Below are 24,162 nucleotides of genomic sequence, written 5' to 3' on the forward strand. Positions count from 1 at the left end.
ATGAGTTTATACCAGAAAATTCGCCAACAAAGTCGTGAGTTTGGCCAACGTACTTTAGATAGGCACTTACGATTAGGTGTTACTGGGCTTAGTGGCGCGGGTAAAACGGCTTTTATTACTTCTTTGGTGCATCAGCTAACTTATGGCGATCAGCCCGCGCATTTGCCTTTTTTTTCAGTGGTGCGGGAGAAACGCTATTTAGGTGGTCAACTAGATCAACGCCAAGCGTTATCTGTGCCACGGTTTCCGATAGAGCAAAATCTGCAATATTTACAGCAAGAGCCGCCAATGTGGCCGCCTTCAACCAAAGGCTGGAGTCAACTAAGTTTATCTTTGCGTTATAAAGCTGTATCGGGCTTGCGCGCTAAATTGCAATCTCGCAGCGAACTGGCCTTAAATATTGTTGATTACCCAGGGGAGTGGTTATTAGATTTACCCTTACTTAGCATGAGCTATCAGCAGTGGTGCGAATTTAGCTGGCGCTTATTTCGCCAGCCGCACCGCCAAGAAGCAGCTAAAGTGTTTGAACAACACTTACAGGCGTGTAATCAACAAGATGCATCTGAACTGGCTTTACAAAATACAACCGAGCAATATAAAACCTTATTGCATCAATTTCATGACACAGCAGGTGCTTATTTAAATCAGCCGGGTCGGTTATTAGTGCCTGGCGAGCTCGCTGGCGCCCCTATGTTACAGCTGTTTCCGTTATTACCGGAGCAAGCTGCAGAAAACAGCGCCTTAGCCAAAAAGCTTGAGCAGCATTATCAAAGCTATTGTAAAAATGTTATTGAACCGTTTTATCAACAGCATTTTGCCCGATTAGATCGCCAAATAATCTTAGTGGATTGCTTAACCGCACTAAACAGTGGTTATGCGGCTATGCAAGAGTTACAACAAGCATTACAGCTAATTTTAAAGAGCTTTCATTACGGCCCAACCAGTTTATTAACGCGGCTATTTAAACCGAAGATTAGTAAGGTGTTATTTGCAGCCAGCAAATCGGACCATGCAACGCCAGAGCAGCACCAAGCGTTGAGTTTATTATTACAGCAATTACTGCATCAGCCATTAAAGCTAAGTCATTATCAAGCCGCTACGACCGAAGTGATGGCCATAGCGGCAATTCGAGCAAGTGTAAGTGGCTATGTGCAAGTAGATGGTTTAGCTCAGCCTTGTATCCGGGGTGAAAGCCTAGGGCAAAAAAGTGTCACTTATTTTCCTGGTGAAATACCAGATAAAATTCCTAGTGCAGAATTTTTTAAACAGCATAAATTTGAATTTTTATCATTACAGCCCCTGCGGTGGCGTGAACAAGAGCCCTTGCCTCACGTGCGGATGGATCATGTGTTGCAGTTTATGCTTGGAGATAAACTAGAATGAATACCTTAAAGTCGGCCCGCCATTTTGAGCCAGCTGAACTTGATATGACAAAGCGAAGTAATAGCGCAGAAATGGTTAATACAACGAGCAAACCGTCAATCGAGTTTAAAGCGCAACATCATTATGATGAAGAGCGTTTTGTTGAGGCTGCAGCAGAGTCGGCTCCTGTTGCTTTAAAGCCTAGCCATACTTGGTGGTGGCGCACCGCTAAGTTGAGCTTAATATTATTGGTTATATTGGCATTGTGGCAATGGGCTGACATGCTGCAGCAAGCGTGGCAGCAAAATACCGCTAAAGCGATTTTTTTATCAGTAACCAGTGCGTTAATCTTGGTTGTATTAGGTGGCTTGCTATGGCGAGAGGTGAAGCTATGGCGTCGCTTAGCTAGAAACAAACAATGGCAACAAGATGCTAAACGGATCCACGAGAGCGTGCAGTTCGGTGAAGCCCAGGCTTTATGTCAGGCGGTAGTGAAAACCTTGCCTGATTCTGCCAATATTGCTGCTGCAACTCACTTATGGCAACAAGCATTGCGTGATGAGCATAGCGATAAAGAACAACTACAGTTATTTGATCAAATTGTCTTATCTGAATTAGATAAACAAGCTCAACAATCTATTTATCGTGCAGCAACCGATACCAGCTTTGCCGTTGCTATTAGCCCCTTTGCCCTAGCTGATATGTTAATGGTGTTATGGCGAAGCAGCCGGTTATTAAGAGAACTAGCCCAACTGTATGGTGGCGCTATAGGCCAATTGCGCAGTTTAGTTTTATTGAAACATTTATTTGCAGCTTTGTTATGGGCCGGAGGCTCTGAGTTAGCTATTGATATGGCGTCGGATGTCATTAGCAGCGAACTCACTGCGAAATTATCTTTACGTGCTGGGCAGGGCTTAATTGCCGGCTTATTAGTCGCCCGTATTGGCAACTTGGCTCAGCAACAGTTAAGGCCATTGCCAGCGACTAAACGCAGTAAAGTTAGCCTTGCTAAACTCGCCCTTAGCTTAACTGAACGTTTAAAAACGAGTAAAGAAAATGCTACAGCATAAACTTAAGTTTAAATAATTTCAGATATCAAGATGTCTGGCATGCTTCCAAAAAAAATATGATCTGCTATCTATACTGCGTCTAATTTTCTTAATAAGCAGAGCAGGGCATGCAAAATTACATTACACACTTAGAAACCTTATGTATTCACGCTGGTAAAGAAAAAAATGAGCATGGCGCTTTAGTTACGCCGTTATGTCAAAGCTCAACCTTTATTTTTGATAATGCTGAGCAAGGCGCAGCTCGTTTTGCCGGTGAAGAGAAAGGCTATATTTATACCCGTTTAGGTAACCCAACAACACGAGAGCTAGAATTAAAAATTGCTGCGTTAGAAGGTATGCAAGATGCGGCCGCAACAGCCACAGGTATGGGCGCGGTGGCGGCGAGTACTATGGCCTTTTTACAACAAGGCGATCACTTAATTGCCAGCAAAGCCATTTATGGTTGTAGCTTCGCGCTTTTTAATCATATGTTTGCCCGCTATGGTATTGAAGTAAGTTTTGTTGATATGACAGATCACGCTGCTATTGCTGCAGCACGTAAAGCCAACACCAAAATGCTGTTTGTTGAAACGCCAATTAACCCTAACTTAGTTGTGGTTGATTTGAGTTTTATAGGCCAATTTTGTCAGCAGCACGGCTTAATTTCGGTGGTCGATAATACCTTTATGACACCGTTACTACAGCAACCAGCTAAATTTGGTATCGATATTATTATTCACAGCGCAACTAAGTACTTAAACGGCCACGGTGATGTTGTCGCAGGCTTAATTGTATCAGATAGTGAAACTGTCAATACTATAAAAATGACTACATTAAAGGATATGGGAGCAACCATAAGCCCCCATGATGCTTGGCTTATTACTCGTGGTTTAAAAACCTTATCTGTGCGAATAGAGCGCCATTGTCAAAATGCGCAGAAAGTTGCAGAGTTTTTAGAGTCACATCCTGCAATAGACAAGGTGTTTTATCCTGGTCTGGCTTCGCACTCAGGCCATAAGTTTATTGGCTCGCAAATGAAGGCGGCTGGTGGCGTGATAGCCTTTGAGTTAAAAGCAAATCTAGAGGACAGTCGGTTTTTTATTAATCAATGTAAGTTATTTAGTCTAGCGGTGAGTCTTGGTGATGCTGAATCATTAATTCAGCATCCCGCCTCGATGACCCATAGTCCATATACGGCAGAAGAGCGTGAAATGGCTGGGATAAGTGATGGCTTAATTCGGGTTTCTGTTGGCTTAGAGCATGCTGATGATTTAATTGCAGACCTAGAGCAAGCTTTAACGAAAATGAAGCAACAGCAATAAAAACAATGGTTTATGCTTGTTGGTTTTTATTTGGCTCTTTGGGTTGTAGCAATAAGTTTACAAGTTAAGAGATAACTTTACAGGTCTATTGCCCGTGTCATTATTAACACTGGCCTGTGTATAGACTAGTATCGAGCACAAGCTGCTAACTGCAAACAAGATATAAAGATAAGCAAGTTTAGCGAAATATTGATATTTTATTAAAAGTGCAACAGGTCGTTATGAGTAATTATGTATCAAGGCAATCTGATGAGAATGGCATTATTGCTTGGTCAGATGAAGAGAACCAAATATGGCATGAGCTCATTACCCGCCAACTAGGGGTGATAGAGGGTAAGGCTTGTGATGAATTTATGCATGGCTTAACTAAGCTGAACTTACCTACAGATAGGATCCCTCAGCTTGAAGAAGTGAGCAGCGTATTAAGAGAATGCACCGGTTGGGAGTGTGCTGAAGTTCCTGCATTAATTAGTTTTGATAAGTTTTTTCAGTTATTAGCCAATAAGCGCTTTCCGGTAGCTACCTTTATTCGTTCACGCGAAGAGTTTGATTACTTGCAAGAGCCGGATATTTTTCACGAAATTTTCGGCCATTGTGCCATGTTAACTAACCCTGCTTTTGCTGAGTTTACTCATATTTATGGCAAATTAGGTTTAGCTGCAAGTAAAGAAGATCGAATTTATTTAGCCCGTTTATACTGGTTTACTATTGAGTTTGGCTTATTAAAAACAGCTGATGGTTTACGTATTTATGGCGGTGGTATTTTGTCATCACCGGCGGAGACGATTTACGCCTTAGAGTCTGATGTGCCTGAACGCAAAGATTTTGACGCGATAGACGTGCTAAGAACACCTTACCGCATTGATATTATTCAACCAATTTACTTTATGATTGAACAAATTGAGCAATTATTTGATATTGCCAATTTAGATATGATGGCGTTAGTTGAACAAGCTAAAGCATTAGGATTACATGCTGCTAAATTCCCAGCAAAACAAAAAACAAGTTAGGAAATTTTACTATGTCTGAATTAAATACAATGAAATGCGAAGCTTGCCATGCTGATGCACCTAAAGTCTCGGATGCTGAATTACCTGAATTAATGCGCCAAATTCCAGATTGGGCACCTATTGTTCGTGATGGTATTTTACAATTAGAGCGTGAGTTTAAATTTAAAAATTTTAAACTTGCTTGGGCTTTTCATAATAAGGTAGCCGAGCTAGCAGAAGCTGAAGGCCATCACCCCGCATTATTATTAGAGTGGGGCAAGTTAACGGTTACTTGGTGGTCTCATTCTATTAAAGGCTTACATAAGAATGACTTTATCTGTGCCGCTAAAACGGATGCACTGCTGTAATTTTTAAGTTTGTTTAAGGTAGTAGCGCCAGGCTGCTACCTCTTTTGTTTGTTCCCCTCTACCTTCTTTGTTCATAAATGTTTACAATACCACTAGTCTAGAAAGGGTAAGATACCGTATTATAGGTAGTTATTATTATTGGCTGGAGGCAAGGCTAAAATGCGTTTAGAAATTCAATGTCAAAATAGACTGGGATTAGCGCAAGAAGTCTTAAATATATTGGTAAGTTACCAGTTAAATTTAAGAGGAATTGAAGTTGATCCAGTATTAAACCGGATGTATGTCTCTTTTCCGACCGTTAACTTTGAAAAGTTTCAAGAATTAATGGCCAAAATCCGGCGTATTGATGGCATTGATGATGTGAAAACCATGGCTTTTCTGCCTTCAGAGCGAGAAAAGAATGAGCTTATCACCTTATTAAAAACCTTACCTGATGGTTTAATCGCTATCGATAGCAAAGCCAACGTCACTGTGATTAATGATGCTGCTTTAGATGCTTTATCGATTTGCCGTACTGAAATAAAAGGTCAGCCTTTACAAACCTTGGTTAAAGGATTTAATTTTCAACGCTGGCTAGATAGTGATGATGTATTAGCGCAAACACGGCGGATAGAGATTCATGGTAAACGTTTTGTCGCCGATGTGTTGCCTGTGATGGTGCCTAATGAGTCAGGAAATGAAATTCTAGCCGGTGCGGTAATCAACCTTAAGTCTGAAAGTCGGCTTGGTTTACACATGGTGGCCTTTAAAAAAGGCGATCAAGAAAGCTTTACCACCTTACAAGCCCACAGCAATGTTATGCGTAAAGTAGTACGTGAAGCAAAAAAAATGGCCCAGTTAGATGCCCCAATATTAATTATGGGGGAAACCGGCACGGGTAAAGAATTATTAGCCCGAGCCTGCCATGCTGCGAGTAACCGAATTAATAAACCGTTTTTAGCTTTAAATTGCGCTTCTTTGCCAGATAACGTAGCTGAATCCGAATTATTTGGTTATGGCATTAATGCGTTTCCAGGTACTACAGAAGCTAAAAAAGGCATATTTGAACAGGCCAATGGTGGCACGGTATTTTTAGATGAAGTAGGTGAGATGTCTGCTCAGCTACAAATAAAATTAATTCGCTTTTTACAAGATGGAAGTTTTCGCCGTGTCGCTGACGAAAACGAAGTTAAAGTGGATGTTAGGGTTATTTGCACCACAAAAAAAGACTTACCAACTATGGTGCAAGAAGGCGAATTCCGCGAAGATCTCTATTATCGGTTAAATGTACTTAGCTTAACCTTGCCGCCACTGCGCGATAGAAAACAAGATGTTATTCCTTTGGCCGAGTTTTTTATTTCTAGATTCGCTACCCGTTTAGGAAGAAAAGTGCCACAGTTAACGGCTAAGTGTAGTCAGTTTTTACAAACCTATCCTTGGCCGGGAAATGTTAGGCAATTAGAAAATGCCTTATATCGTGCTATTACACTGTTAGATGATGCAGAGTTAGATATAGAGCATTTACAGCTGCCAAGTTACAACAATGATTTTGGTTATTTAGAGCAAGATTTTGATGGCACCCTAGATGAAGCAGTTAAACGCTTTGAAGCAAACTTGCTGCGTAAGCTATTCCCAGCTTACCCAAGCTCGCGTCAATTAGCCAAAAAGTTAGGATTAAGCCACACAGCGGTCGCAAATAAACTTCGCGACTATGGCATAAACCGAAAGAGTGTAAAGATTTAAGTGCGTTCTGTCCGTTAATTTGTACTGTAAAAAGGCCGCTAAAGCGATTAGTTGGCCTTTTTTGTGGATACTAATGACTTAAGAGCTAATTTGTAATGTTTAGTTTACGTGATTGGCCTAAAAGCGCTAAAAAGTAACCTGAGGCTAATGGCTTCCTTTTTATTTTTGCTAGCGCATGATAGGCATATCGTAAACAGAAAATGGAAAAAAATAATGACGACTAATATAAATCCTTTAGGAACTGATGGTTTTGAATTTGTTGAATACACTGCAGCTGATGCTGGCGGCATTGAGAAGTTAAAGCAGTTGTTTCATTCATTAGGTTTTACAGAGGTAGCTAAGCACCGCTCTAAGCAAGCTTGGTTATATAAGCAAGGCGATATCAACTTTATTGTTAATGCTGAGCCTAATTCTCAAGCAGAAGGCTTTGCTGCTAAACATGGTCCTAGTGTTTGTGCTATGGCATTTAGAGTTGAAGATGCTGCTAGCGCGTTAAAGCATGCTTTAGCAAACGGGGCTAAAGAATATAAGAACCAAGTGGGTTCAATGGAGCTTAATATTCCTGCCGTTTATGGTATTGGTAGTAGCTTATTGTACTTTGTTGATCGCTATGGTGCGAACTCAATTTATGAAATCGACTTTAAATTCTATGAAAACTGGCAAGCTAAAATGGCTGAGCACAGTGCTGGCTTAGAAGTGCTTGATCACTTAACGCATAACGTTATGCGCGGCAATATGGCGGTGTGGGCTGGTTTCTATGAAAACATCGGTAACTTCCGTGAAATTCGTTATTTTGATATCGAAGGTAAATTAACCGGCTTAGTATCAAAAGCGATGACAGCGCCTTGTGGCAAAATTCGTATTCCAATTAATGAATCTTCAGATGATAAATCACAAATTGAAGAGTTTATCCGCGAATATAAGGGCGAAGGTATTCAACATATTGCACTTAGTACTGACGATATCTACAAAACAGTGCGTACCTTACGCGAGCGCGGTATGGAGTTTATGTATACTCCTGATACTTACTACAACAAGGTTAACGAGCGCGTAGAAGGCCACACTGAAGATTTAGATCAGTTACAGGAGCTGAAAATCTTAATCGACGGCGCACCGATGAAAGACGGTATCTTATTACAAATATTCACTCAAACCGTGATCGGCCCTGTTTTCTTTGAAATTATTCAACGTAAAGGTAACGAAGGTTTTGGTGAAGGCAACTTTAAAGCGTTATTTGAGTCTATTGAAGAAGACCAAATTAAGCGTGGAGTGATTTCAAATGCGTAAATGGGCATCTTTTCCGTTAAAGGAAGGCGATGTATCACGACAAGCACATGCTGATTTTCCGGAGCAAGCTATTTACGAGCGGGAAACCGGTCGTAGTGGCTTCTTTGGCCCAGCAACACACTTTCATCACCAACATGCGCCAACAGGTTGGGTTGACTGGCAGGGGCCATTACGGCCTCATCTGTTCAACTTTAATGATGTTGACAACAATACAACCAATTCGCCTTGGTCTGTGCCTAATTTATTGTCAAATGCCCATGTGAAAATGCGTACTTGGCGCTTAGATCAGGCTATGACTAAACTAGTGCGTAATGCCGACGGCGATGATTTGTTATTTATTCATGAAGGTAGTGCTGATCTTTATTGTGATTATGGCCATTTAACCGTTCGTGATGGTGACTATGTGGTTATTCCACGGTCAACTATGTGGCGCTTAGAGCCTAAAGAGCCAATGTTTATTTTGTTGATTGAAGCCACGAATGATAGCTATCAATTACCAGAAAAAGGCTTAGTGGGTAATCACGCTATTTTTGATCCTGCAATGTTAGATACGCCAAAAATTAATGCTGAGTTTAAAGCGCAATATAGCGAAAAAACTTGGCAAGTTGATGTGAAACGGCATGGTCAAATATCAACCATTACTTATCCATATAATCCGTTAGATGCAATTGGCTGGCATGGTGATTTGTCGGTAATGCGTATTAACTGGCGTGATATTAGGCCGTTAATGAGCCACCGTTATCATTTGCCGCCATCGGCACATACCACGTTTGTGGCGCAACGTTTTGTGGTTTGTACCTTTGTACCAAGACCAATTGAAAGTGATCCCGGTGCTTTAAAAGTGCCTTTTTATCATAACAATGACGATTATGATGAAGTGTTATTTTATCATGCTGGCGACTTTTTTAGCCGTGATAACATTGAAAAAGGCATGGTTAGCTTCCATCCTGCCGGCTTTACTCATGGTCCGCACCCTAAAGCTTTCGCCGCAGGCCAGCAATATAAGAAAAAGTTTACCGACGAAGTTGCTGTGATGTTAGATACCCGCGATGCGCTGGAAATGTCTGATGCCGCACTTGCGACAGAGAATCCAGAGTACATTAATAGCTGGAAAGTCGAAGGTTAAACATTTACTTAAGGAATTAGAATGAAATTAGCGAGTTTAAAAAATGGTAGCCGCGACGGTTGCTTAGTTGTTGTAAGTCGGGATTTAACGCGCTGTGTAGCTATCCCAGAAGTAGCGAACACTATGCAACAGCTAATTGATAATTGGGCTGAGTTAGCGCCTAAAGCTGAAACGGTTTACCAAGCATTAAACCAAGGCTCGGTTGAGAATAGTCAAGCCTTTAATGCGGCTGATTGTGAGTCTCCATTACCACGTGCTTACCAATGGGCGGACGGTAGTGCATACGTTAACCATGTTGAGTTAGTGCGTAAGGCACGTAATGCAGAAATGCCACCAAGCTTTTGGACTGATCCGCTAATGTATCAAGGTGGTTCAGATGACTTTATTGGCCCAAATGATGATATCTTAATTGAAAGCGAAAGCTATGGTATCGACTTTGAAGGTGAAGTCGCTGTTATTACAGACGATGTTGCTATGGCTTGCTCTGCTGAAGAAGCCTTAAGCAAAGTTCGTTTATTAATGTTAGTAAATGATGTGTCATTACGTGGCTTGATCCCGAATGAATTAGGCAAAGGTTTTGGTTTCTTCCATTCAAAACCGGCTTCAAGCTTTAGTCCAGTGGCGGTTACGCCAGACGAGTTAGGCGATAAATGGCAAGATGGCAAGGTTCACTTACCGTTATTATCAACCTATAACAAAGCATTATTTGGTAAGCCAGATGCGGGCGTTGATATGACATTCAACTTTGGCCAGTTAGTGGCTCATGCTGCTAAAACTCGTAACCTAAGTGCTGGCGCTATTGTTGGCTCAGGTACTGTTTCTAATAAACAAGGCACAGAGTTTGGTACTGCGGTAACTGAGGGCGGCGTAGGCTATAGCTGTATTGCTGAAATACGTATGATTGAAACCATTCGTGATGGTAAGCCAAGTACAGAGTTTATGAAGTTTGGTGATACTATTCGCTTAGAAATGTTAAATGAACAAGGCGAAAGTATTTTTGGTGCCATTGACCAAAAAGTGGTTCAGTACCGAGCTAAATAAATTAAAATTAAGCTACTAAGCGCTAAGCCGCCTTTTAAAAAGCTGTCTGTATGACAGCTTTTTTATAGGTGATTTTAGCTAAACGAGTCTTAAAAAATTTAATAAAGAGGCATTAATATGAAACTCTATGGTTATTGGCGTTCATCAGCAGCATATCGAGTGCGTATAGCGTTAAACTTAAAGCAGCTTAGTTATGACAATATACCGGTTCATCTTGTCAAAAATGGCGGTGAACAACACAGTGCAGATTATAAAGCACTTAATCCTGCTGAGTTAGTGCCAACCTTGCTAGATAATGATCTTAGTTTAAATCAGTCATTAGCGATTATTGAGTATTTAGAACAACAATATCCAGAGCCAAGTGTATTACCTGCTGATGCAGCGACTAAAGCACAAGCAAGAGCCTTAGCCTTAGATATTGCGTGTGATATCCACCCATTGAATAACTTGCGTGTATTGCAATACTTAACCGGGCCTTTAGCTTTGTCTGATAAGCAAAAGCAAGCTTGGATAATTCACTGGCTAGAAGTAGGCTTTAGTAGCTTTGAACAACGTTTAGCGGCTGTTAGTGGAAAATTCTGTGTTGGTGATACAGTGACGCTGGCCGATATTTGTTTAGTACCACAGGTGTATAATGCTAAACGATTTGGCTTAGATATGTCTTTATATCCACGTATTAATGCAATTGTAGAGCAATGCCAACAATTAGACGCATTTAAGTTAGCCGCTCCTGAAGCGCAGCCTGATGCTCAGTAAATATTAGCTTCAGTAGCAACTTTTACAAGGCTGCTAATCCAGCCTTGTTTAATTTAGCTATTATTATAATAATCCCCTTGCTGGGTAAAGCGGCATTGTCTTCAGTTATAGAATTACTGGTTAAAATAAAATTATTGAAAATAAAATCTAGTTATTTATCTCCTTTTTATGTCTGCTCTGGTAATCTGTTTAAATGATAAGTTGATTTAAAGGTATTTAGTTATGAGCAATATGATGAGCTCGGTTAATCAACGTACTAACTTGGTTGGTAATAATCGTTTAGAGTTACTGCTATTTCGATTACATGGTACCCAACTCTTTGGTATTAACGTCTTTAAAGTGCGTGAAGTGCTTCAGTGCCCTGATTTAACAGAAATGCCAGGTGCCAGCCCACATGTTCGAGGAATTGCACATTTACGCGGTGTACCCGTAATGGTGATTGATCTCAATCAAGCTGTAGGTGGCAAACGAATTGAAGATTTATCAACGGCTTTTATTTTAGTGACCGAATATAACCGTCATACACAAGGTTTTTTAGTCAATGGCGTTGACCGAATTGTTAATATGAAGTGGGACCAAATTTTACCACCACCGAAAGGGGCGGGAGCCTCGCATTACTTAACAGCGGTTACAGAAATAGAGAAAAAGTTAGTACAAATTATTGATGTTGAAAAAATATTTTCTGAAATTAGTCCGGTAGATGAGGAAGTCAGTGAGAAAGTAAGAACTCATACAGTTGATCGTGATATTACCAGTATTACTGTTCTTGTAGTTGACGACTCCGCTGTGGCTCGAAATCAAGTTAAACGTGCTTTAACTAGTGCTGGCCTTAGCGTTGAACTAGTTAATGATGGCCGTTCAGCATTAAATTGGCTGCAAAATAAAGCCGCTGAATTAGAGGGTAATCTTGCAGATATCGTCCCTATTGTGATTTCAGATATTGAAATGCCAGAAATGGATGGTTACACCTTAACTGCTGAAATTAAAGCCGATCCTGATTTAAAAGCGATCCATGTGGTATTACATTCATCGTTAAGCGGTATTTTTAATCAGGCTATGGTTAAAAAAGTAGGAGCTGATGACTTTATTGCTAAATTTCATCCTGATGAACTCGTATCTGCTGTACAAAAATGGCTAGTGAATATAGAGGGTGACACAAATGAAGTTTAAAATGCCGAAGCGATTTATTAACCGGTTATTGGTTTTTGCTGGGCTGTTTGGCATTGTATTTCAGTTAGTGGCTTTTGTTTTTGCTTGGTATAAAGGAATGAATTTGCAAGCTAGCTGGATACTGACTTTAGCGGGGCCTTTATTATGTATTTTATCTGGCATAACGCCTGCGTTACAGTTACAAAAAGAGCCTGAAACTAAATAGGATAATTAAGGACACTAGCGTCGCGGTTTATACATTCCTTCAACGCGGATCTCTTTGATGCCCTGTTCGGTAAAGTAAAAATTTATCTGGCCAGGGCCGCGACTAAACTGAAACCGTTCATTATTAACCTGTAGAATATATTTACCTCTGGCTTGGCTTTTATCATCTTTAAAGAGTTGAATTTTATGTTGCTCTAGGTTGAAATCAAAACCTGTTATAGGTTGATTAATAAAGTCGGGCACCCAAACAAACTCTTCATTTTGTAAAATTAATACCAGAGAGTACTTTTTAGGTACTGATGGCACATTGATGCTTTGTCTACCAACAATAAACCGATAAAAACCATCTTGACGAAAATAGCTAAAACCAAAATCGAAACTTTCAGTTCGGCCGTTAGTTAAAACGACCGACCCTGTGCCATCAAGATCAAATTGAGCCATAACAGGCATTGAGGTGAAAAATAATAGAAGTAAACAATAGCGTATAACAAACATTATTTTCCCCTTACTGTTTTACTTATTTAGGCTTGAGTCACTTCAACCACTAACTTTAACTTTTGGCCAGGTTGAATGTAACTGCTTTTATTAATTTGATTCCACTTTACAATGTCAGCAATGCTGATACTAAAACGCTGAGCTATCCGGGCTAAAGAGTCACCTTTACGTACTTTATAAGTCACAGTACGCGTTTTATTGCTAACCATAGTGTCACCAGTTTGCATAATGACAATTTTCTGGCCTAATTTAAGGGTACTATTTTTATTAATGCCGTTCCACTTTGCTATATCATCTACGCTAACTTTATATTCGCGGCTTAAATCCCACAGGCTATCGCCTTGTTTAATACTGTATTCAATTTTATGCTTTAGATCTGATGGACTATCAGTATAGCTGGTTTTAGCGATGGCCGTGTCATCATTAGCCGCCGCTGTTGTAGGAATAAGTAGGTGTTGGCCTAAACGTATAGTATGGCCCTTTAGCTTATTAATGCGCTGAATGGCTGTAACAGCCGTATTATGCTGCTGGGCTATTTTGCCTAAAGTGTCACCCTTTACCACAGTATAGCGCTGCCAGCGTAGCCTATCTTTTTCTGCTGTAGAGGCTAACTTTTGTTGAAATTTTTGCTGGCTATCCAAAGGTAAAACCAAGGTATGAGCGCGATCAGGATCGGTTGCCCATTGCTTAAAACCCGGGTTTAAAGACTGTAACTGAGAAACACTGATGCCAGCCATTTCTGCAGCTATAGTTAAATCAATTTGGCTATCTACTTCAACTAAGGCTAATTGTGGCTCATTAGGAATAAACTTCCAAACAAGATCAAAATCATCTGGTCGTTGTAAAATGTCCACTAAAGCCAGTAGTTTAGGCACATAAGCAGTAGTTTCTGCAGGTAAGTCTAGTGACCAAAAATCGGTAGGTAAGCGGCGTTTCTTGTTGCGTTTAATTGCACGTAGAATACGGCCTTCACCGGAATTATAAGCAGCAATTGCATTTAGCCAATCGCCTTCTAGGGTGTCATGTAAATAGGTTAAATAATCTAAAGCCGCGTTAGTAGAGGCTATAACATCACGACGGCCGTCATACCAAAAATTCTGGGTTAAACCAAAGCGTTTGCCTGTAGCAGGCATAAATTGCCACATGCCTGCTGCTGCAGCATGAGAGTAGGCGTAAGGGTCAAACGCACTTTCAACTATGGGTAATAATGCTAGCTCTAATGGCATATTTCGTTTTTCAAGCTCTTGCACTATATAGTATAAAAAAGGCTGAGCACGGGTAGAAATACGATCAAGATAAGATTGACTTGCGCTATATAAATTTCGTTGTTCTACTATTGGCCGAGTTTGCGGTACGTTAAATGTTAATTGCATTTGAATGCGTTGCCATAAATCTTCTAATTCGGCAGCATCGGGTTGCTCAACATCTGGTGGCATTCCACTTAACCACAATTGATTAGCAATTTGCTCAGCACTGGCAGCATGACGTAAAAAGTCTTGTGTTGGCTGCTTTTTGACGGTGTTTTTTGGCGCGGCAACTGGATCAGTTGTAGTGTGGTTTTGACTGACACAGCCGGCTAACAATACGACACCTGCCAATGTTGATATTTTTTTAAACATGACTTCTTTCCGAGTTTAAAATATAAAGATTACCGACAGGCCATTTTTTGGCTATCTAGCATTAAAATGTATCTTTTGCAGCTCTAATTTTGCTAAATAAATCTAATGCAGAATTAGCTTGCCACTGTTGTTGTAACTTTTTGTTTTCACAACGTAAAAATGGGTTTATTTTCTTCTCGATCGCCATGCTGGAGGGTAGCGTAGGCAGTTGTTTGTGCCTTAACTCCTCACAAGTTTGACGATAATTGGTTGCGGTGATGTTATCAGGTTCAGCGTAAGCGGCAAATGCTAAATTTGCTAAGGTATATTCATGAGTACAATAGATCTGAGTTTCATCAGGTAATGCAGCTAGAGTATTTAATGAATTTAGCATCTGTTTTGGAGTACCTTCAAATAACCTGCCGCAACCGGCGCTGAACAAAGTATCACCACAAAACAAAATGGGTGCTGAATAAAAGGCAATATGGCCTAAAGTATGACCTGGTACCCTTATAACAGAAAAGTTAAGCTGCATATTTTCGATAATCACGGTATCGTTATGCTGAACTAACTCGGTTAAGCCGCTAATTTTGTCTTGTTCAGCACTTGGGCCAATTACCCGCACATTTGGCCAGTCTTGACGTAGAGTGGCGATACCACCGGTGTGGTCATGGTGATGGTGGGTAACCAAAATAGCTGTTAGTTGTTTATTATGCAGCTGTAAAAAAGCTTGAACCGGTTTGGCATCACCAGGATCGACAACGATACAAAAATCATTGTCAGGCTGGCATAAAGCCCAAATATAATTATCCTGAAATGCCATAATAGGGGTAATAGAATACATAAGGCTCACCAAGCTTATTAAATTGAGTGTTAATTTAACATGAAACCAGCACTAAATGAAAAAGATAGCGGTTTACCCACTGATTGGCAGCAGTTTGGCCAAGGGAAGCTTTTGGCAGATAAAATAAATGCATTATTACAGCCTTGGTGGCAAAGGATTTTTGGCTACTATTTATTAAAAGTTGGCGATTTAAGCAGTGCTTTAGATACTAAAGACTGCAAAGTTCAGCATCAAATAACCTTAGGTAATGGCAACAAAGCATCTTATATTCACGCTCATGCCGATGCCTTGCCCATTAGGGCATTAAGTGTCGATGCTGTATTACTTGCCCATAGTTTAGAATTTAATGCCGATCCTCATCATGTTGTTCGCGAAGCGCATCGCGTGCTTATGCCTGATGGGTATTTATTATTAACCGGTATTAACCCTATTAGTATGGTTGGGGCTTTAAGTGCAATTCCTTGGTTACAGGAGAAATATCCGTGGAATGGTCGTTTTTTCTCAGTCGCGAGGGTTAAAGATTGGCTGCACTTAGTCGGTTTTGAAGTCTTGTCAGAACAGCGTTTTTTTTGCTCAACCATGTTAAAAGCCAAAAAGAATGCCGAAAAGCCTGCGCTAAATAAGACCGATACTCTTATACAAGCTTGGGTTGAAAAGTATTTATCGTGGTTTGGCGCAAGTTATTTACTCGTCGCCAGAAAACGTGAACTCCCTTTAACGCCCATTCGACCGAAATGGCAACTTACACCGCAATATGCAAATCAGGTGAAAGGGGTAAGCGCAAGGCAGGGTAGTACTAATCAGTAAATCTTTATATCAGTAACAGTCGAGTTTTATATCAAGGGAGTAGCGAGGTAGAAGGGAGTAGCGAGGTAGCCGCTATAAGAACAGTGCCAAAAAACTAGCAATAAGCCAAGGGAATAGAGACTTTAAGATGGGCATCATTTACTTTTACTTTTTTATAAGCCGTTAAATATTGCGACATCGTTGTAGGCTAATAATCAGCGAATAACGGCTTATTACAGGGAAACTAAGATAAATAATCCATTACCACATTAAATCGTCTGGAACTTGGAATTCCGCGTAAGGATCATCTTCTTCTGGTTGTTGCTGCTTAACATTTAATAGCACAATACTTTCTGGCTGGCGCTGACTAATTTTTTCAGCCACGGCAGCGGGTACCAGTACATAGTTATCATCTTGTTTAGCAATAGCCACTAAGCCACGGCTTAATTCATCATGTAGCTTAGCATTAACATATAACCGCTTAACTAAAGTGCCATCGGTAAAATTATAAGCCACTTCACCTTTAGCGTTAATGGAATGGGTTTCTATTAATTGCTTAACTTGCGCTGCTATTGCTTTTTGCTGTAATAAAGCTTGTTTTTCTTGGTTAAGTTGGCGGTCGCGTTCAACTTGTTGCTGGCGCTTTTGTTCAGCGAGTAAACTTGCTTCGTTTACTACGGCTTTTTTACCCGCTTGCACTTTTTGTTTATGTTTATCTTTTTTAATAGCTTTTAATTTTTTAGCATCAGCTAAACCGGCTTTAAGTAGCTGATCTTTTAATGCATTACTCATGAGAATTCCTATTTAAGTAAGCGGTTAATTTAGCGAAACATGCATAGTATAACTGCTATAGTAACCCAAACTACGAATAAGGATAAATCAAACTAACCGATTTAGAGCAGTATCGGTTATCATATAGCTGTAAAATTAAGGATACGAGGTCCACTTTGCCATTTAAAGATTTATCGTTAGACCCAAGACTGTTGCGCTCGGTGCAACATTTAGGTTTTGTAAAACCAACAGAAATACAAACTGAAGCTATACCGGCTGTAATGGTAGGGCGTGATTTAATCGTGTCATCTAAAACTGGCTCAGGTAAAACCTTAGCTTATTTATTACCAATGATGCAGCGACTATTAAAAAGCAGAGCCTTAACTAAACGCGATGCCAGAGCGTTAATTTTAGCGCCGACCAGAGAGCTAGCAAAACAGGTATATGCTCAATTACGTTTGTTTGTTGCCAATACGCCTATTTCTTCTGTACTGATAGTCGGGGGCGAAAACTTTAATGATCAAGAAAAATTATTAAAGCGTCAGCCAGATGTCATAGTAGCAACCCCTGGTCGTTTTGTTGATCATCTTGAGCATAAATCGGTTTTTATTAACGGCTTAGAAATGCTGATCTTAGATGAAGCTGATCGCATGTTAGACCTTGGTTTTTTAGATCAATTAACGCAGATTAATAAAGCCGCTGATCATCGCTTACGCCAAACATTAATGTTTTCTGCTACGTTAGATCATGCTCAGGTAAATGAGTTAGCTTTGGGCTTATTGCGAAACCCGTTTAGGGTGGCAATTGGCGCCGGTTATGAGCAACACCAAGATATTACCCAACGCTATTATTATGCCGACCACTTAGTGCATAAAGAAGCTTTGTTAAAACACTTTTTAACGGCTGAGCCTATTGATCAAATGATTATCTTTACGGCGACTCGGTCTGATACTGAGCGTTTAGCCGAGTTTTGTCAGCAACTGGGTATTTCTGCCGTAGGCTTAAGTGGCAAGCTAAATCAAAGTGCCCGCAATAGCGTGATGCAAGCATTTATAACAGGCAAGTATAAAGTCTTAGTCACCACAGATTTAGCCGCCCGCGGTTTAGATTTATTAAGCGTATCGCATGTTGTTAATTTTGACTTACCTAAACATGCTGAAGAATATGTTCACCGCATAGGTCGTACTGGGCGTGCAGGGGCTAAAGGCCAAGCAATTTCCTTAGTGGGGCCTAAAGATATTGCTAGTTTACGCCAGATTGAAGCGTTTTTGCGTTTAGAAACGGAGTTTAGCCAAGTGGTGGGCTTAGAAGCCAAATTTGATGGCAAAGAAAAGCCTAAAGCTCAGGTTAAGAAGCCGGTTAAAAAGAGACCCAAAAAAGTACAACCTAACGTTGATGCAGCTGAGCCTAAAAAGCCAACTAAACCGGCACCTAGCTTTTTTCAAGGTGGCGATGATGGCATGTCTCCGCCTAAACGTAAGAAAACTTAATACAAAACTAGCTAACTTACAGCAAGAAAAAATATAACTGCTACACTCAATTTGATAGCGAAACTTGCTATCAGGCATGTTTAGCAAGCACTTGCCGCTAAGCAAAGTCAGTTAGGTAAACTTCCTATGCAGTGAGTTAAGTTGTTACTATGGTTTTAAAACTAATGGTAATGGTTATTGTAAAACTAAACTCGCTGCCTAATTGGCTGGTTATATTTACGTTGCCACTAAGTTGGCAGCTATAGTTAATGTAAGAGAGAGTTATGTCAGATTTAATTACCGGTTCAGTAAAGTGGTTCAATGAAGAAAAAGGTTATGGTTTTCTAGAGCGTGAGGGTGGCAAAGATGTTTTTGTTCATTTTCGTGCTATTAACGGTACTGGCCGTAAAACCTTAATTGAAGGGCAGCGAGTTACTTTTGAAGTAACAGAAGGTCAAAAAGGACCACAAGCAGAAAATGTTACGCCTATTGATTAAACCCGCCATATTTAAAAAAAACCGACAAATGTCGGTTTTTTTATGTCTACCAAACAACCGTATGCCGCTAAATTATCAGGTTAATTTCTAAGTCGGCTTGAGGCTAGGGATAGACACTGATAACGGTTGGCTTTAGTATAAAAGCACTAGGTTATGCTTAGCTTACTATTATTAGCTAAATATTACTTAGATTACAACGGCGTGACTTATGCTGTTAAATTTAGCCTAGTTAAACTGTAAAGGACTTTTTATGAAGATTAAACTTTCGCTACTTATTATCGCTTCTGTGTTTTTTTTATCTGCCTGCTCTAAAGAAAACAGTAGCGAAGCATTAAACAGCGCTAAGCAAGCCGATGTTGAACAAACTGAAACTAAAAGCACCGAGAGCTTAAGTAATAAAACTAGCTCAATGGCTAAGAAACCAAGTATTACTTATAAAGAAAATGTTCATTATAAGGTGGTGAAAAACATTGACATCGCAGATGTTAATCCGCCTATGTTAGTTGAATATTTTTGGCTTGGTTGCCCGCACTGCTATAATTTTGAAGCAATATTAGCGCATTTACACAGTGAGCTTCCTGAGCTTAAAGTATTAAAGAAACCTGCGGCTTTTAATGACCGATGGGCACTAGATGCTAAGGTTTTCCATGCTTTAAAAGAAATGGAGCAATTGCAACATTTATCGGCATTATTTGAGTTGTATCACAGCAATAATAACGCGTTATCAAAGGAAGCATTGAATAACTTTTTACTAGCAAACCAAATTGATTCTGATACGTTTTTTGAATTACTGAAAAATAGCGATGTGATTAATCAGCGAATTGTGCAAAGTATTAATGAGATGCATGAAAATGAAATTAAGGGCGTGCCAGCCGTTGTGGTTAATGGTAAATATTTAATTTTAGCCTCTGACGATATTAGATCTGCTGACGACTACTTAGCCTTAGTTCGTTATTTGCTAGAAAAATAATTTAAACAATAGATACAGTTTTAGCTCAGATTTTAACATCAGCCGTCGTTATGGTTTGTAACGGCGGTTATTTAATAGGGCATAGTCTTGAGATTGTAACTAAAACGGTAACCTAAGCTGTTGCAAATCGCCAATATTAAACCCCACCTGAATACCAACAAGGCGCACACTGTGTTGCTGCCTGCGTTGCCAGGCCTCTTCTAAAAGCGGCAGTAAGTTATCTAAATTTAAGGCTAAGCCCTGTTTTTCAACCGTGGTTTGCCTAAAGTCGCTAAATTTTAATTTAATGCCAATTTTATTAATCGGTGTGTATTTTCCAGCGCTGCTAGCTTGATATTTATCTAAGCGTAAACTCAGTTTAGGAATAAGCTGTGCTAAAGCGTCAGAGCAGGCAGAAAAGTCTGTTAAATCTTGTTCAAGGGTAGTTTCAATACCTAAGGATTTACGTTGTATGTTATGAAAAACTTCACGCTCATCAATTCCTTGGCTACGTTTTAGTAAGGTATCTGCCATGCTACCAAAGTGCTTAATTAAGGTTGCTAGCGGAACAGTTTGAATATCAGCGCAGTTGTGTAAGTTTAATTTAGCTAACCGCTCAGCTGTTTTTGCACCAACCCCCGGCAATTTTTTTAATGGCAAAGTAGCCACAAAAACGTCAACTTGGCTAGGTGGGATAACAAAGATGCCATCGGGTTTATTTTCATCACTGGCAATTTTAGCTAAAAACTTGTTAGGAGCAACACCGGCAGAGGCAGTAAGGCCCGTTTCTTGTTTTATGGTGCGACGTATATCCTCAGCAATTAAAGTGGCGCTGCCAGAAAATAGTTGGCATTCAGTTACGTCTAGATAGGCTTCATCTAAGGATAGTGGTTCAATTTTATCGGTGTAACGCTGAAATATTTGTCTTATTTGTTGGCTAGCTTGACGGTATTTATCCATATTTCCTTTAAGTAAGGTTAAATGTGGACATAATTTTAATGCTTGATGACTAGGCATAGCTGAGCGAACACCAAACACTCTAGCTGGATAATTGCAGGTTGATATCACCCCTCGGGACTGAGCAGAGCCACCTATTGCAATGGGAATATGGCGCAAGGCTGGGTTATCACGCATTTCGACAGCAGCAAAGAAGCAATCCATATCAATATGTATAATTTTGCGCACTTGACTGCCTGGGCTGTTTATATAAACAGTAGTTTAATCTGCAGCTGTTTAAATGTAAAGCAGCGCAGAGCTAGGCCTATTGGTCTTATATTTATGTATTTTGTTAGTATTGTATGTCTAGATAGCTAAAGTTCTGATGCAAAAAGCGGAATTAAGAGGTAGAATAGCAGCGATTTTTAAACTGTAATTTTATTAAAGCTATTGTAGTGTTTACTGAATTTTGTATGACATTAAGCGTGGATGGCCGCGCCAGGAGACAGCATGTTAAAGCGTGATATGAATATTGCCGATTTCGATCCGGAATTATGGCAATCTATTGAAGATGAAACTGCCCGCCAAGAAGCTCATATTGAGTTAATTGCATCTGAAAACTATGTAAGCCCACGTGTGCTTCAGGCTCAAGGTTCACAATTAACGAATAAATATGCTGAAGGTTACCCTCATAAGCGTTATTACGGTGGCTGTGAGTTTGTTGATGTAGCTGAAGACTTAGCTATTTCTCGTGCTAAAGAGTTGTTCGGTGCTGATTACGCTAACGTACAACCGCATTCTGGCTCTCAAGCTAATGCTGCTGTGTTTTTAGCACTACTTAATGCAGGTGATACTATTTTAGGTATGAGCTTAGCCCATGGTGGTCATTTAACTCATGGTTCTACAGTAAGTGCATCAGGTAAGTTATATAACTCTATTCAGTACGGTTTACATCCAGAAACAGGTGTTGTTGATTACGATCAAGTTGAAGCCTTAGCCTTAGAACATAAACCAAAAATGATTATTGCTGGTTTCTCCGCTTACTCAGGTGTGATGGACTGGCAACGTTTTCGTGATATCGCAGATAAAGTGGGTGCTTATTTATTTGTTGATATGGCGCATGTGGCAGGTTTAGTGGCTGCGGGTCTTTATCCAAACCCAGTGCCTATTGCGGATGTGGTAACAACGACAACCCATAAAACATTAGCCGGCCCTCGTGGTGGTTTAATTTTAGCGCGTAGCAATGAAGCTATTGAGAAAAAATTAAACTCAGCGGTATTCCCAGGTACTCAGGGTGGTCCATTAATGCATGTTATTGCAGCTAAAGCGGTTGCATTTAAAGAAGCATTACAGCCAGAGTTTAAACTTTACCAACAACAAGTGTTAAACAACGCTGTTGCTATGTGTGATGAAATTCAAAAACGCGGCTATAAAGTTGTATCAGGTGGCACGCAAAACCATTTGTTTTTATTAGATTTAATTGATAAAGATATTACAGGTAAAGATGCTGACGCGGCTTTAGGCCAAGCGCATATCACTGTAAACAAAAACTCTGTACCTAATGATCCGCGTTCACCTTTTGTGACCAGCGGTTTACGTTTAGGTACACCGGCTATTACTCGTCGTGGTTTTAAAGAAACTGAATCGCGTAAAGTAGCCAGCTTAATTTGCGATATTTTAGATAATATGGGTGATAACAGTGTTATTGAACGCGTTAAAGCTGATGTTGCTAAATTATGTAGTGAGTTCCCAGTTTATGGTTAATTGCTAATAAACTGCTATTATGGCCGCACTAGCGGCCATTTTTCTATCTGGATGAGACTTAATTATGTATTGCCCTTTTTGTAATGCGGATGACACTAAAGTAATTGATTCGCGTCTTGTAGCTGATGGTCATCAAGTTAGGCGACGCAGAGAGTGTTTAGCATGTCATGAGCGTTATACCACCTTTGAAACCGCAGAGCTGGTTATGCCAAGAGTCATTAAACGTGACGGCTCACGCGAGCCCTTTAATGAAGATAAACTTCGTAGTGGCTTATTACGTTCATTAGAAAAACGCCCTGTACCCACCGAACAAATTGAACAGCTTATCCATAAAATTAAATCTCAATTGCGGGCCACCGGTGAGCGTGAAGTGTCAAGCCAGTTGCTTGGTAAGTTGATTATGGATGAATTAGTGGCGGTAGATAAAGTCGCTTATGTGCGCTTTGCCTCTGTTTATCGCTCATTTAAAGATATTCGCGAATTTGGTGAAGAAATCGCCCGCTTAGGTGAGAGTGATTAATGTTCAGTAGCCAAGATGAAAAGTGGATGCTGCGAGCTATTTCGCTAGCCCAGTTAGGCCGCTTTACCACGTCGCCAAACCCGAATGTGGGTGCCGTCATTGTTAAAAATGACACTTGTATTGGTGAAGGTTATCATCGACAAGCGGGGGGGCCACATGCAGAAGTGTTTGCTTTGCAACAAGCCGGAGATAAAGCCAAAGGCGCGACTTGTTATGTTACCCTAGAGCCTTGTAGCCATACAGGACGCACGGCACCTTGTGCAAAGGCGCTAATTGAGGCAGGGGTAAGCCGGGTTGTTGTTGCAATGCAAGATCCTAACCCTAAAGTAGCAGGTAAAGGCATTGCGTTACTTGAAGCAGCAGGAATTCAAGTGGACTTAGGTTTACTCGCAGAGCAAAGCCGAGCGATTAACGTAGGCTTTTTATCGCGAATGGAGCAAAAAAGGCCTTATGTGCAATTAAAATTGGCCGCGAGTTTAGATGGCAGAACCGCGTTAGCTAATGGCGTTAGCAAGTGGCTAACAGGTGCAAAGGCACGCTCTGATGTGCAGCTATATCGGGCGCAAAGCTGCGCAATATTGTCCACAGCAACAACAGTGATAACCGATGATGCCCGGTTGAATATTAGAGAAGAAGAACTGCCTACCAATGTAAGTCGACTAGAGAATAATCAGCTGCGGCAACCGAAAAAAGTTATTCTAGATCGGCAACATTTACTTACGGGGAGCGAAGCCGTTTTTGCTAATAACGCACAAGTAATTCAATGTGTCACTAGGCTTGAAAATAACAGTTCGCTGCCCCATAACGCTAAACAATTGCTAACAAAAGCCGCAAGTGATGGTCGTATTGACTTAGCTAGCTTATTACACAGCTTGGCACAAGAGCATGAAGTTAATCGGCTGTGGGTCGAAGCTGGGGCAACCTTAGCGGGCAGTTTGATTGCTCAGCAGTTAGTTGATGAACTAATTATTTATATTGCACCTAAATTACTGGGCCACTTAGCTCAACCCTTGGCTGTATTAGATAATTTTATTGCGTTAGATCAAGTGCCTAGCTTAACGTGGCACAATATAGAAAAAGTGGGCGAAGATATAAAGCTAACGGCTAAATTTAACTAGGTTAGCCGCTTACTTTGCT

At 40.4% G+C, this 24,162-nt stretch carries 24 protein-coding genes; 19 read left to right on the forward strand and 5 right to left on the reverse strand.

Going from position 1 to position 24,162, the window contains the following annotated elements:
* The 12 genes from ACRCA4_RS04585 (at position 1) to ACRCA4_RS04640 (ending at position 12,397) form a co-directional block, all read left to right on the forward strand.
* Entirely contained in the window at positions 1–1,383 is a 1,383-nt protein-coding gene (locus tag ACRCA4_RS04585; protein ID WP_433184812.1) for a YcjX family protein, read from the forward strand.
* Entirely contained in the window at positions 1,380–2,432 is a 1,053-nt protein-coding gene (locus ACRCA4_RS04590) for a TIGR01620 family protein (protein ID WP_433184814.1), read from the forward strand. The genes ACRCA4_RS04585 and ACRCA4_RS04590 overlap by 4 nt, the downstream gene beginning before the upstream one ends.
* A 107-nt stretch (positions 2,433–2,539) precedes the next feature.
* On the forward strand, positions 2,540–3,733 hold the full coding sequence (gene megL / locus ACRCA4_RS04595) for a methionine gamma-lyase (protein WP_433184817.1): 1,194 nt from the start codon (positions 2,540–2,542) through the stop codon (positions 3,731–3,733).
* A 221-nt stretch (positions 3,734–3,954) separates the two neighbouring features.
* A complete protein-coding gene (gene phhA, locus ACRCA4_RS04600; RefSeq protein ID WP_433184820.1) occupies positions 3,955–4,743 on the forward strand; it encodes a phenylalanine 4-monooxygenase in 789 nt (262 codons plus the stop codon).
* A gap of 11 nt (positions 4,744–4,754) precedes the next feature.
* Positions 4,755–5,090, forward strand: coding sequence for a 4a-hydroxytetrahydrobiopterin dehydratase (locus ACRCA4_RS04605; RefSeq protein ID WP_433184823.1), 336 nt, complete (start codon positions 4,755–4,757; stop codon positions 5,088–5,090).
* Between the two features lie 159 nt (positions 5,091–5,249).
* Entirely contained in the window at positions 5,250–6,812 is a 1,563-nt protein-coding gene (gene tyrR / locus ACRCA4_RS04610; protein ID WP_433184826.1) for a transcriptional regulator TyrR, read from the forward strand.
* A gap of 213 nt (positions 6,813–7,025) precedes the next feature.
* Positions 7,026–8,099 carry a 4-hydroxyphenylpyruvate dioxygenase gene (gene hppD, locus ACRCA4_RS04615; protein WP_433184829.1) on the forward strand — a complete coding sequence of 358 codons (1,074 nt, stop codon included), beginning with the start codon at positions 7,026–7,028 and terminating at the stop codon, positions 8,097–8,099.
* Positions 8,092–9,225, forward strand: coding sequence for a homogentisate 1,2-dioxygenase (locus ACRCA4_RS04620; protein ID WP_433184832.1), 1,134 nt, complete (start codon positions 8,092–8,094; stop codon positions 9,223–9,225). Before hppD ends, ACRCA4_RS04620 begins: the two co-directional genes overlap by 8 nt.
* Before the next feature lie 21 nt (positions 9,226–9,246).
* Positions 9,247–10,266: a fumarylacetoacetate hydrolase family protein gene (locus tag ACRCA4_RS04625; RefSeq protein WP_433184835.1), complete on the forward strand. Its 1,020-nt coding sequence runs from the start codon at positions 9,247–9,249 to the stop codon at positions 10,264–10,266.
* Between the two features lie 117 nt (positions 10,267–10,383).
* Positions 10,384–11,022 (forward strand): maleylacetoacetate isomerase, encoded by a 639-nt coding sequence (gene maiA / locus ACRCA4_RS04630; RefSeq protein ID WP_433184838.1) that lies wholly within the window; start codon positions 10,384–10,386, stop codon positions 11,020–11,022.
* A gap of 222 nt (positions 11,023–11,244) precedes the next feature.
* Positions 11,245–12,192, forward strand: a complete 948-nt coding sequence (locus ACRCA4_RS04635) for a chemotaxis protein CheV (RefSeq protein ID WP_433184841.1) — start codon at positions 11,245–11,247, stop codon at positions 12,190–12,192.
* Positions 12,182–12,397 carry a hypothetical protein gene (locus tag ACRCA4_RS04640; protein WP_433184844.1) on the forward strand — a complete coding sequence of 72 codons (216 nt, stop codon included), beginning with the start codon at positions 12,182–12,184 and terminating at the stop codon, positions 12,395–12,397. Before ACRCA4_RS04635 ends, ACRCA4_RS04640 begins: the two co-directional genes overlap by 11 nt.
* Before the next feature lie 14 nt (positions 12,398–12,411).
* Here ACRCA4_RS04640 and ACRCA4_RS04645 read toward each other — a convergent pair whose 3' ends face one another.
* From ACRCA4_RS04645 to gloB, 3 genes are all read right to left on the reverse strand, one after another.
* Complete coding sequence (locus ACRCA4_RS04645) at positions 12,412–12,891, reverse strand: hypothetical protein (protein WP_433184846.1); 480 nt, start codon at positions 12,889–12,891, stop codon at positions 12,412–12,414.
* A 26-nt stretch (positions 12,892–12,917) separates the two neighbouring features.
* Entirely contained in the window at positions 12,918–14,510 is a 1,593-nt protein-coding gene (locus ACRCA4_RS04650; protein ID WP_433184849.1) for a LysM peptidoglycan-binding domain-containing protein, read from the reverse strand.
* A gap of 61 nt (positions 14,511–14,571) precedes the next feature.
* Positions 14,572–15,333, reverse strand: coding sequence for a hydroxyacylglutathione hydrolase (gloB, locus tag ACRCA4_RS04655; RefSeq protein ID WP_433184852.1), 762 nt, complete (start codon positions 15,331–15,333; stop codon positions 14,572–14,574).
* A gap of 39 nt (positions 15,334–15,372) precedes the next feature.
* Here gloB and ACRCA4_RS04660 point away from each other — a divergent pair, with 39 nt between their 5' ends.
* Complete coding sequence (locus tag ACRCA4_RS04660) at positions 15,373–16,140, forward strand: class I SAM-dependent methyltransferase (RefSeq protein ID WP_433184855.1); 768 nt, start codon at positions 15,373–15,375, stop codon at positions 16,138–16,140.
* Positions 16,141–16,380: 240 nt separating this feature from the next.
* On the opposite strand, the gene ACRCA4_RS04665 is transcribed toward ACRCA4_RS04660, so the two are convergent.
* Complete coding sequence (locus ACRCA4_RS04665; protein WP_433184857.1) at positions 16,381–16,911, reverse strand: DUF2058 domain-containing protein; 531 nt, start codon at positions 16,909–16,911, stop codon at positions 16,381–16,383.
* Between the two features lie 155 nt (positions 16,912–17,066).
* On the opposite strand from ACRCA4_RS04665, the gene ACRCA4_RS04670 reads away from it, so the two are divergent.
* From ACRCA4_RS04670 to ACRCA4_RS04680, 3 genes are all read left to right on the forward strand, one after another.
* Positions 17,067–18,380, forward strand: coding sequence for a DEAD/DEAH box helicase (locus tag ACRCA4_RS04670; protein WP_433184860.1), 1,314 nt, complete (start codon positions 17,067–17,069; stop codon positions 18,378–18,380).
* A gap of 263 nt (positions 18,381–18,643) precedes the next feature.
* A complete protein-coding gene (locus ACRCA4_RS04675; protein ID WP_433184863.1) occupies positions 18,644–18,856 on the forward strand; it encodes a cold-shock protein in 213 nt (70 codons plus the stop codon).
* A gap of 250 nt (positions 18,857–19,106) precedes the next feature.
* The gene (locus ACRCA4_RS04680) at positions 19,107–19,826 is read left to right on the forward strand and encodes a DsbA family protein (RefSeq protein WP_433184866.1); all 720 of its coding nucleotides are present in this window, start codon (positions 19,107–19,109) and stop codon (positions 19,824–19,826) included.
* A 99-nt stretch (positions 19,827–19,925) separates the two neighbouring features.
* Here ACRCA4_RS04680 and dinB read toward each other — a convergent pair whose 3' ends face one another.
* On the reverse strand, positions 19,926–20,990 hold the full coding sequence (gene dinB / locus ACRCA4_RS04685) for a DNA polymerase IV (RefSeq protein ID WP_433184869.1): 1,065 nt from the start codon (positions 20,988–20,990) through the stop codon (positions 19,926–19,928).
* Positions 20,991–21,251: 261 nt separating this feature from the next.
* Between dinB and glyA the strand changes: the two genes are divergently transcribed.
* The 3 genes from glyA (at position 21,252) to ribD (ending at position 24,143) form a co-directional block, all read left to right on the forward strand.
* The gene (gene glyA, locus ACRCA4_RS04690) at positions 21,252–22,505 is read left to right on the forward strand and encodes a serine hydroxymethyltransferase (protein ID WP_433184871.1); all 1,254 of its coding nucleotides are present in this window, start codon (positions 21,252–21,254) and stop codon (positions 22,503–22,505) included.
* 64 nt (positions 22,506–22,569) lie between these two features.
* Positions 22,570–23,025 carry a transcriptional regulator NrdR gene (gene nrdR, locus ACRCA4_RS04695; RefSeq protein WP_433184874.1) on the forward strand — a complete coding sequence of 152 codons (456 nt, stop codon included), beginning with the start codon at positions 22,570–22,572 and terminating at the stop codon, positions 23,023–23,025.
* The gene (gene ribD / locus ACRCA4_RS04700) at positions 23,025–24,143 is read left to right on the forward strand and encodes a bifunctional diaminohydroxyphosphoribosylaminopyrimidine deaminase/5-amino-6-(5-phosphoribosylamino)uracil reductase RibD (protein ID WP_433184877.1); all 1,119 of its coding nucleotides are present in this window, start codon (positions 23,025–23,027) and stop codon (positions 24,141–24,143) included. The genes nrdR and ribD overlap by 1 nt, the downstream gene beginning before the upstream one ends.
* Positions 24,144–24,162 lie beyond the last annotated feature (19 nt).

This window comes from Rheinheimera sp. WS51 (assembly GCF_050936095.1).
Taxonomy (GTDB): Bacteria; Pseudomonadota; Gammaproteobacteria; order Enterobacterales; family Alteromonadaceae; genus Alishewanella.

Bases quoted from the DNA above. Each gene is read 5' to 3' on its own strand.
- tyrR (WP_433184826.1), top strand. From the start codon at position 5,250: ATGCGTTTAGAAATTCAATGTCAAAATAGACTGGGATTAGCGCAAGAA.
- ACRCA4_RS04590 (WP_433184814.1), top strand. From the start codon at position 1,380: ATGAATACCTTAAAGTCGGCCCGCCATTTTGAGCCAGCTGAACTTGAT.
- ACRCA4_RS04680 (WP_433184866.1), top strand. From the start codon at position 19,107: ATGAAGATTAAACTTTCGCTACTTATTATCGCTTCTGTGTTTTTTTTA.
- hppD (WP_433184829.1), top strand. From the start codon at position 7,026: ATGACGACTAATATAAATCCTTTAGGAACTGATGGTTTTGAATTTGTT.
- ACRCA4_RS04640 (WP_433184844.1), top strand. From the start codon at position 12,182: ATGAAGTTTAAAATGCCGAAGCGATTTATTAACCGGTTATTGGTTTTT.
- ACRCA4_RS04675 (WP_433184863.1), top strand. From the start codon at position 18,644: ATGTCAGATTTAATTACCGGTTCAGTAAAGTGGTTCAATGAAGAAAAA.
- ACRCA4_RS04650 (WP_433184849.1), bottom strand. From the start codon at position 14,510: ATGTTTAAAAAAATATCAACATTGGCAGGTGTCGTATTGTTAGCCGGC.
- ACRCA4_RS04660 (WP_433184855.1), top strand. From the start codon at position 15,373: ATGAAACCAGCACTAAATGAAAAAGATAGCGGTTTACCCACTGATTGG.
- ACRCA4_RS04605 (WP_433184823.1), top strand. From the start codon at position 4,755: ATGTCTGAATTAAATACAATGAAATGCGAAGCTTGCCATGCTGATGCA.
- phhA (WP_433184820.1), top strand. From the start codon at position 3,955: ATGAGTAATTATGTATCAAGGCAATCTGATGAGAATGGCATTATTGCT.
- glyA (WP_433184871.1), top strand. From the start codon at position 21,252: ATGTTAAAGCGTGATATGAATATTGCCGATTTCGATCCGGAATTATGG.
- ribD (WP_433184877.1), top strand. From the start codon at position 23,025: ATGTTCAGTAGCCAAGATGAAAAGTGGATGCTGCGAGCTATTTCGCTA.
- maiA (WP_433184838.1), top strand. From the start codon at position 10,384: ATGAAACTCTATGGTTATTGGCGTTCATCAGCAGCATATCGAGTGCGT.
- ACRCA4_RS04665 (WP_433184857.1), bottom strand. From the start codon at position 16,911: ATGAGTAATGCATTAAAAGATCAGCTACTTAAAGCCGGTTTAGCTGAT.
- ACRCA4_RS04635 (WP_433184841.1), top strand. From the start codon at position 11,245: ATGAGCAATATGATGAGCTCGGTTAATCAACGTACTAACTTGGTTGGT.
- ACRCA4_RS04645 (WP_433184846.1), bottom strand. From the start codon at position 12,891: ATGTTTGTTATACGCTATTGTTTACTTCTATTATTTTTCACCTCAATG.
- nrdR (WP_433184874.1), top strand. From the start codon at position 22,570: ATGTATTGCCCTTTTTGTAATGCGGATGACACTAAAGTAATTGATTCG.
- ACRCA4_RS04585 (WP_433184812.1), top strand. From the start codon at position 1: ATGAGTTTATACCAGAAAATTCGCCAACAAAGTCGTGAGTTTGGCCAA.
- gloB (WP_433184852.1), bottom strand. From the start codon at position 15,333: ATGTATTCTATTACCCCTATTATGGCATTTCAGGATAATTATATTTGG.
- ACRCA4_RS04620 (WP_433184832.1), top strand. From the start codon at position 8,092: ATGCGTAAATGGGCATCTTTTCCGTTAAAGGAAGGCGATGTATCACGA.
- megL (WP_433184817.1), top strand. From the start codon at position 2,540: ATGCAAAATTACATTACACACTTAGAAACCTTATGTATTCACGCTGGT.
- ACRCA4_RS04625 (WP_433184835.1), top strand. From the start codon at position 9,247: ATGAAATTAGCGAGTTTAAAAAATGGTAGCCGCGACGGTTGCTTAGTT.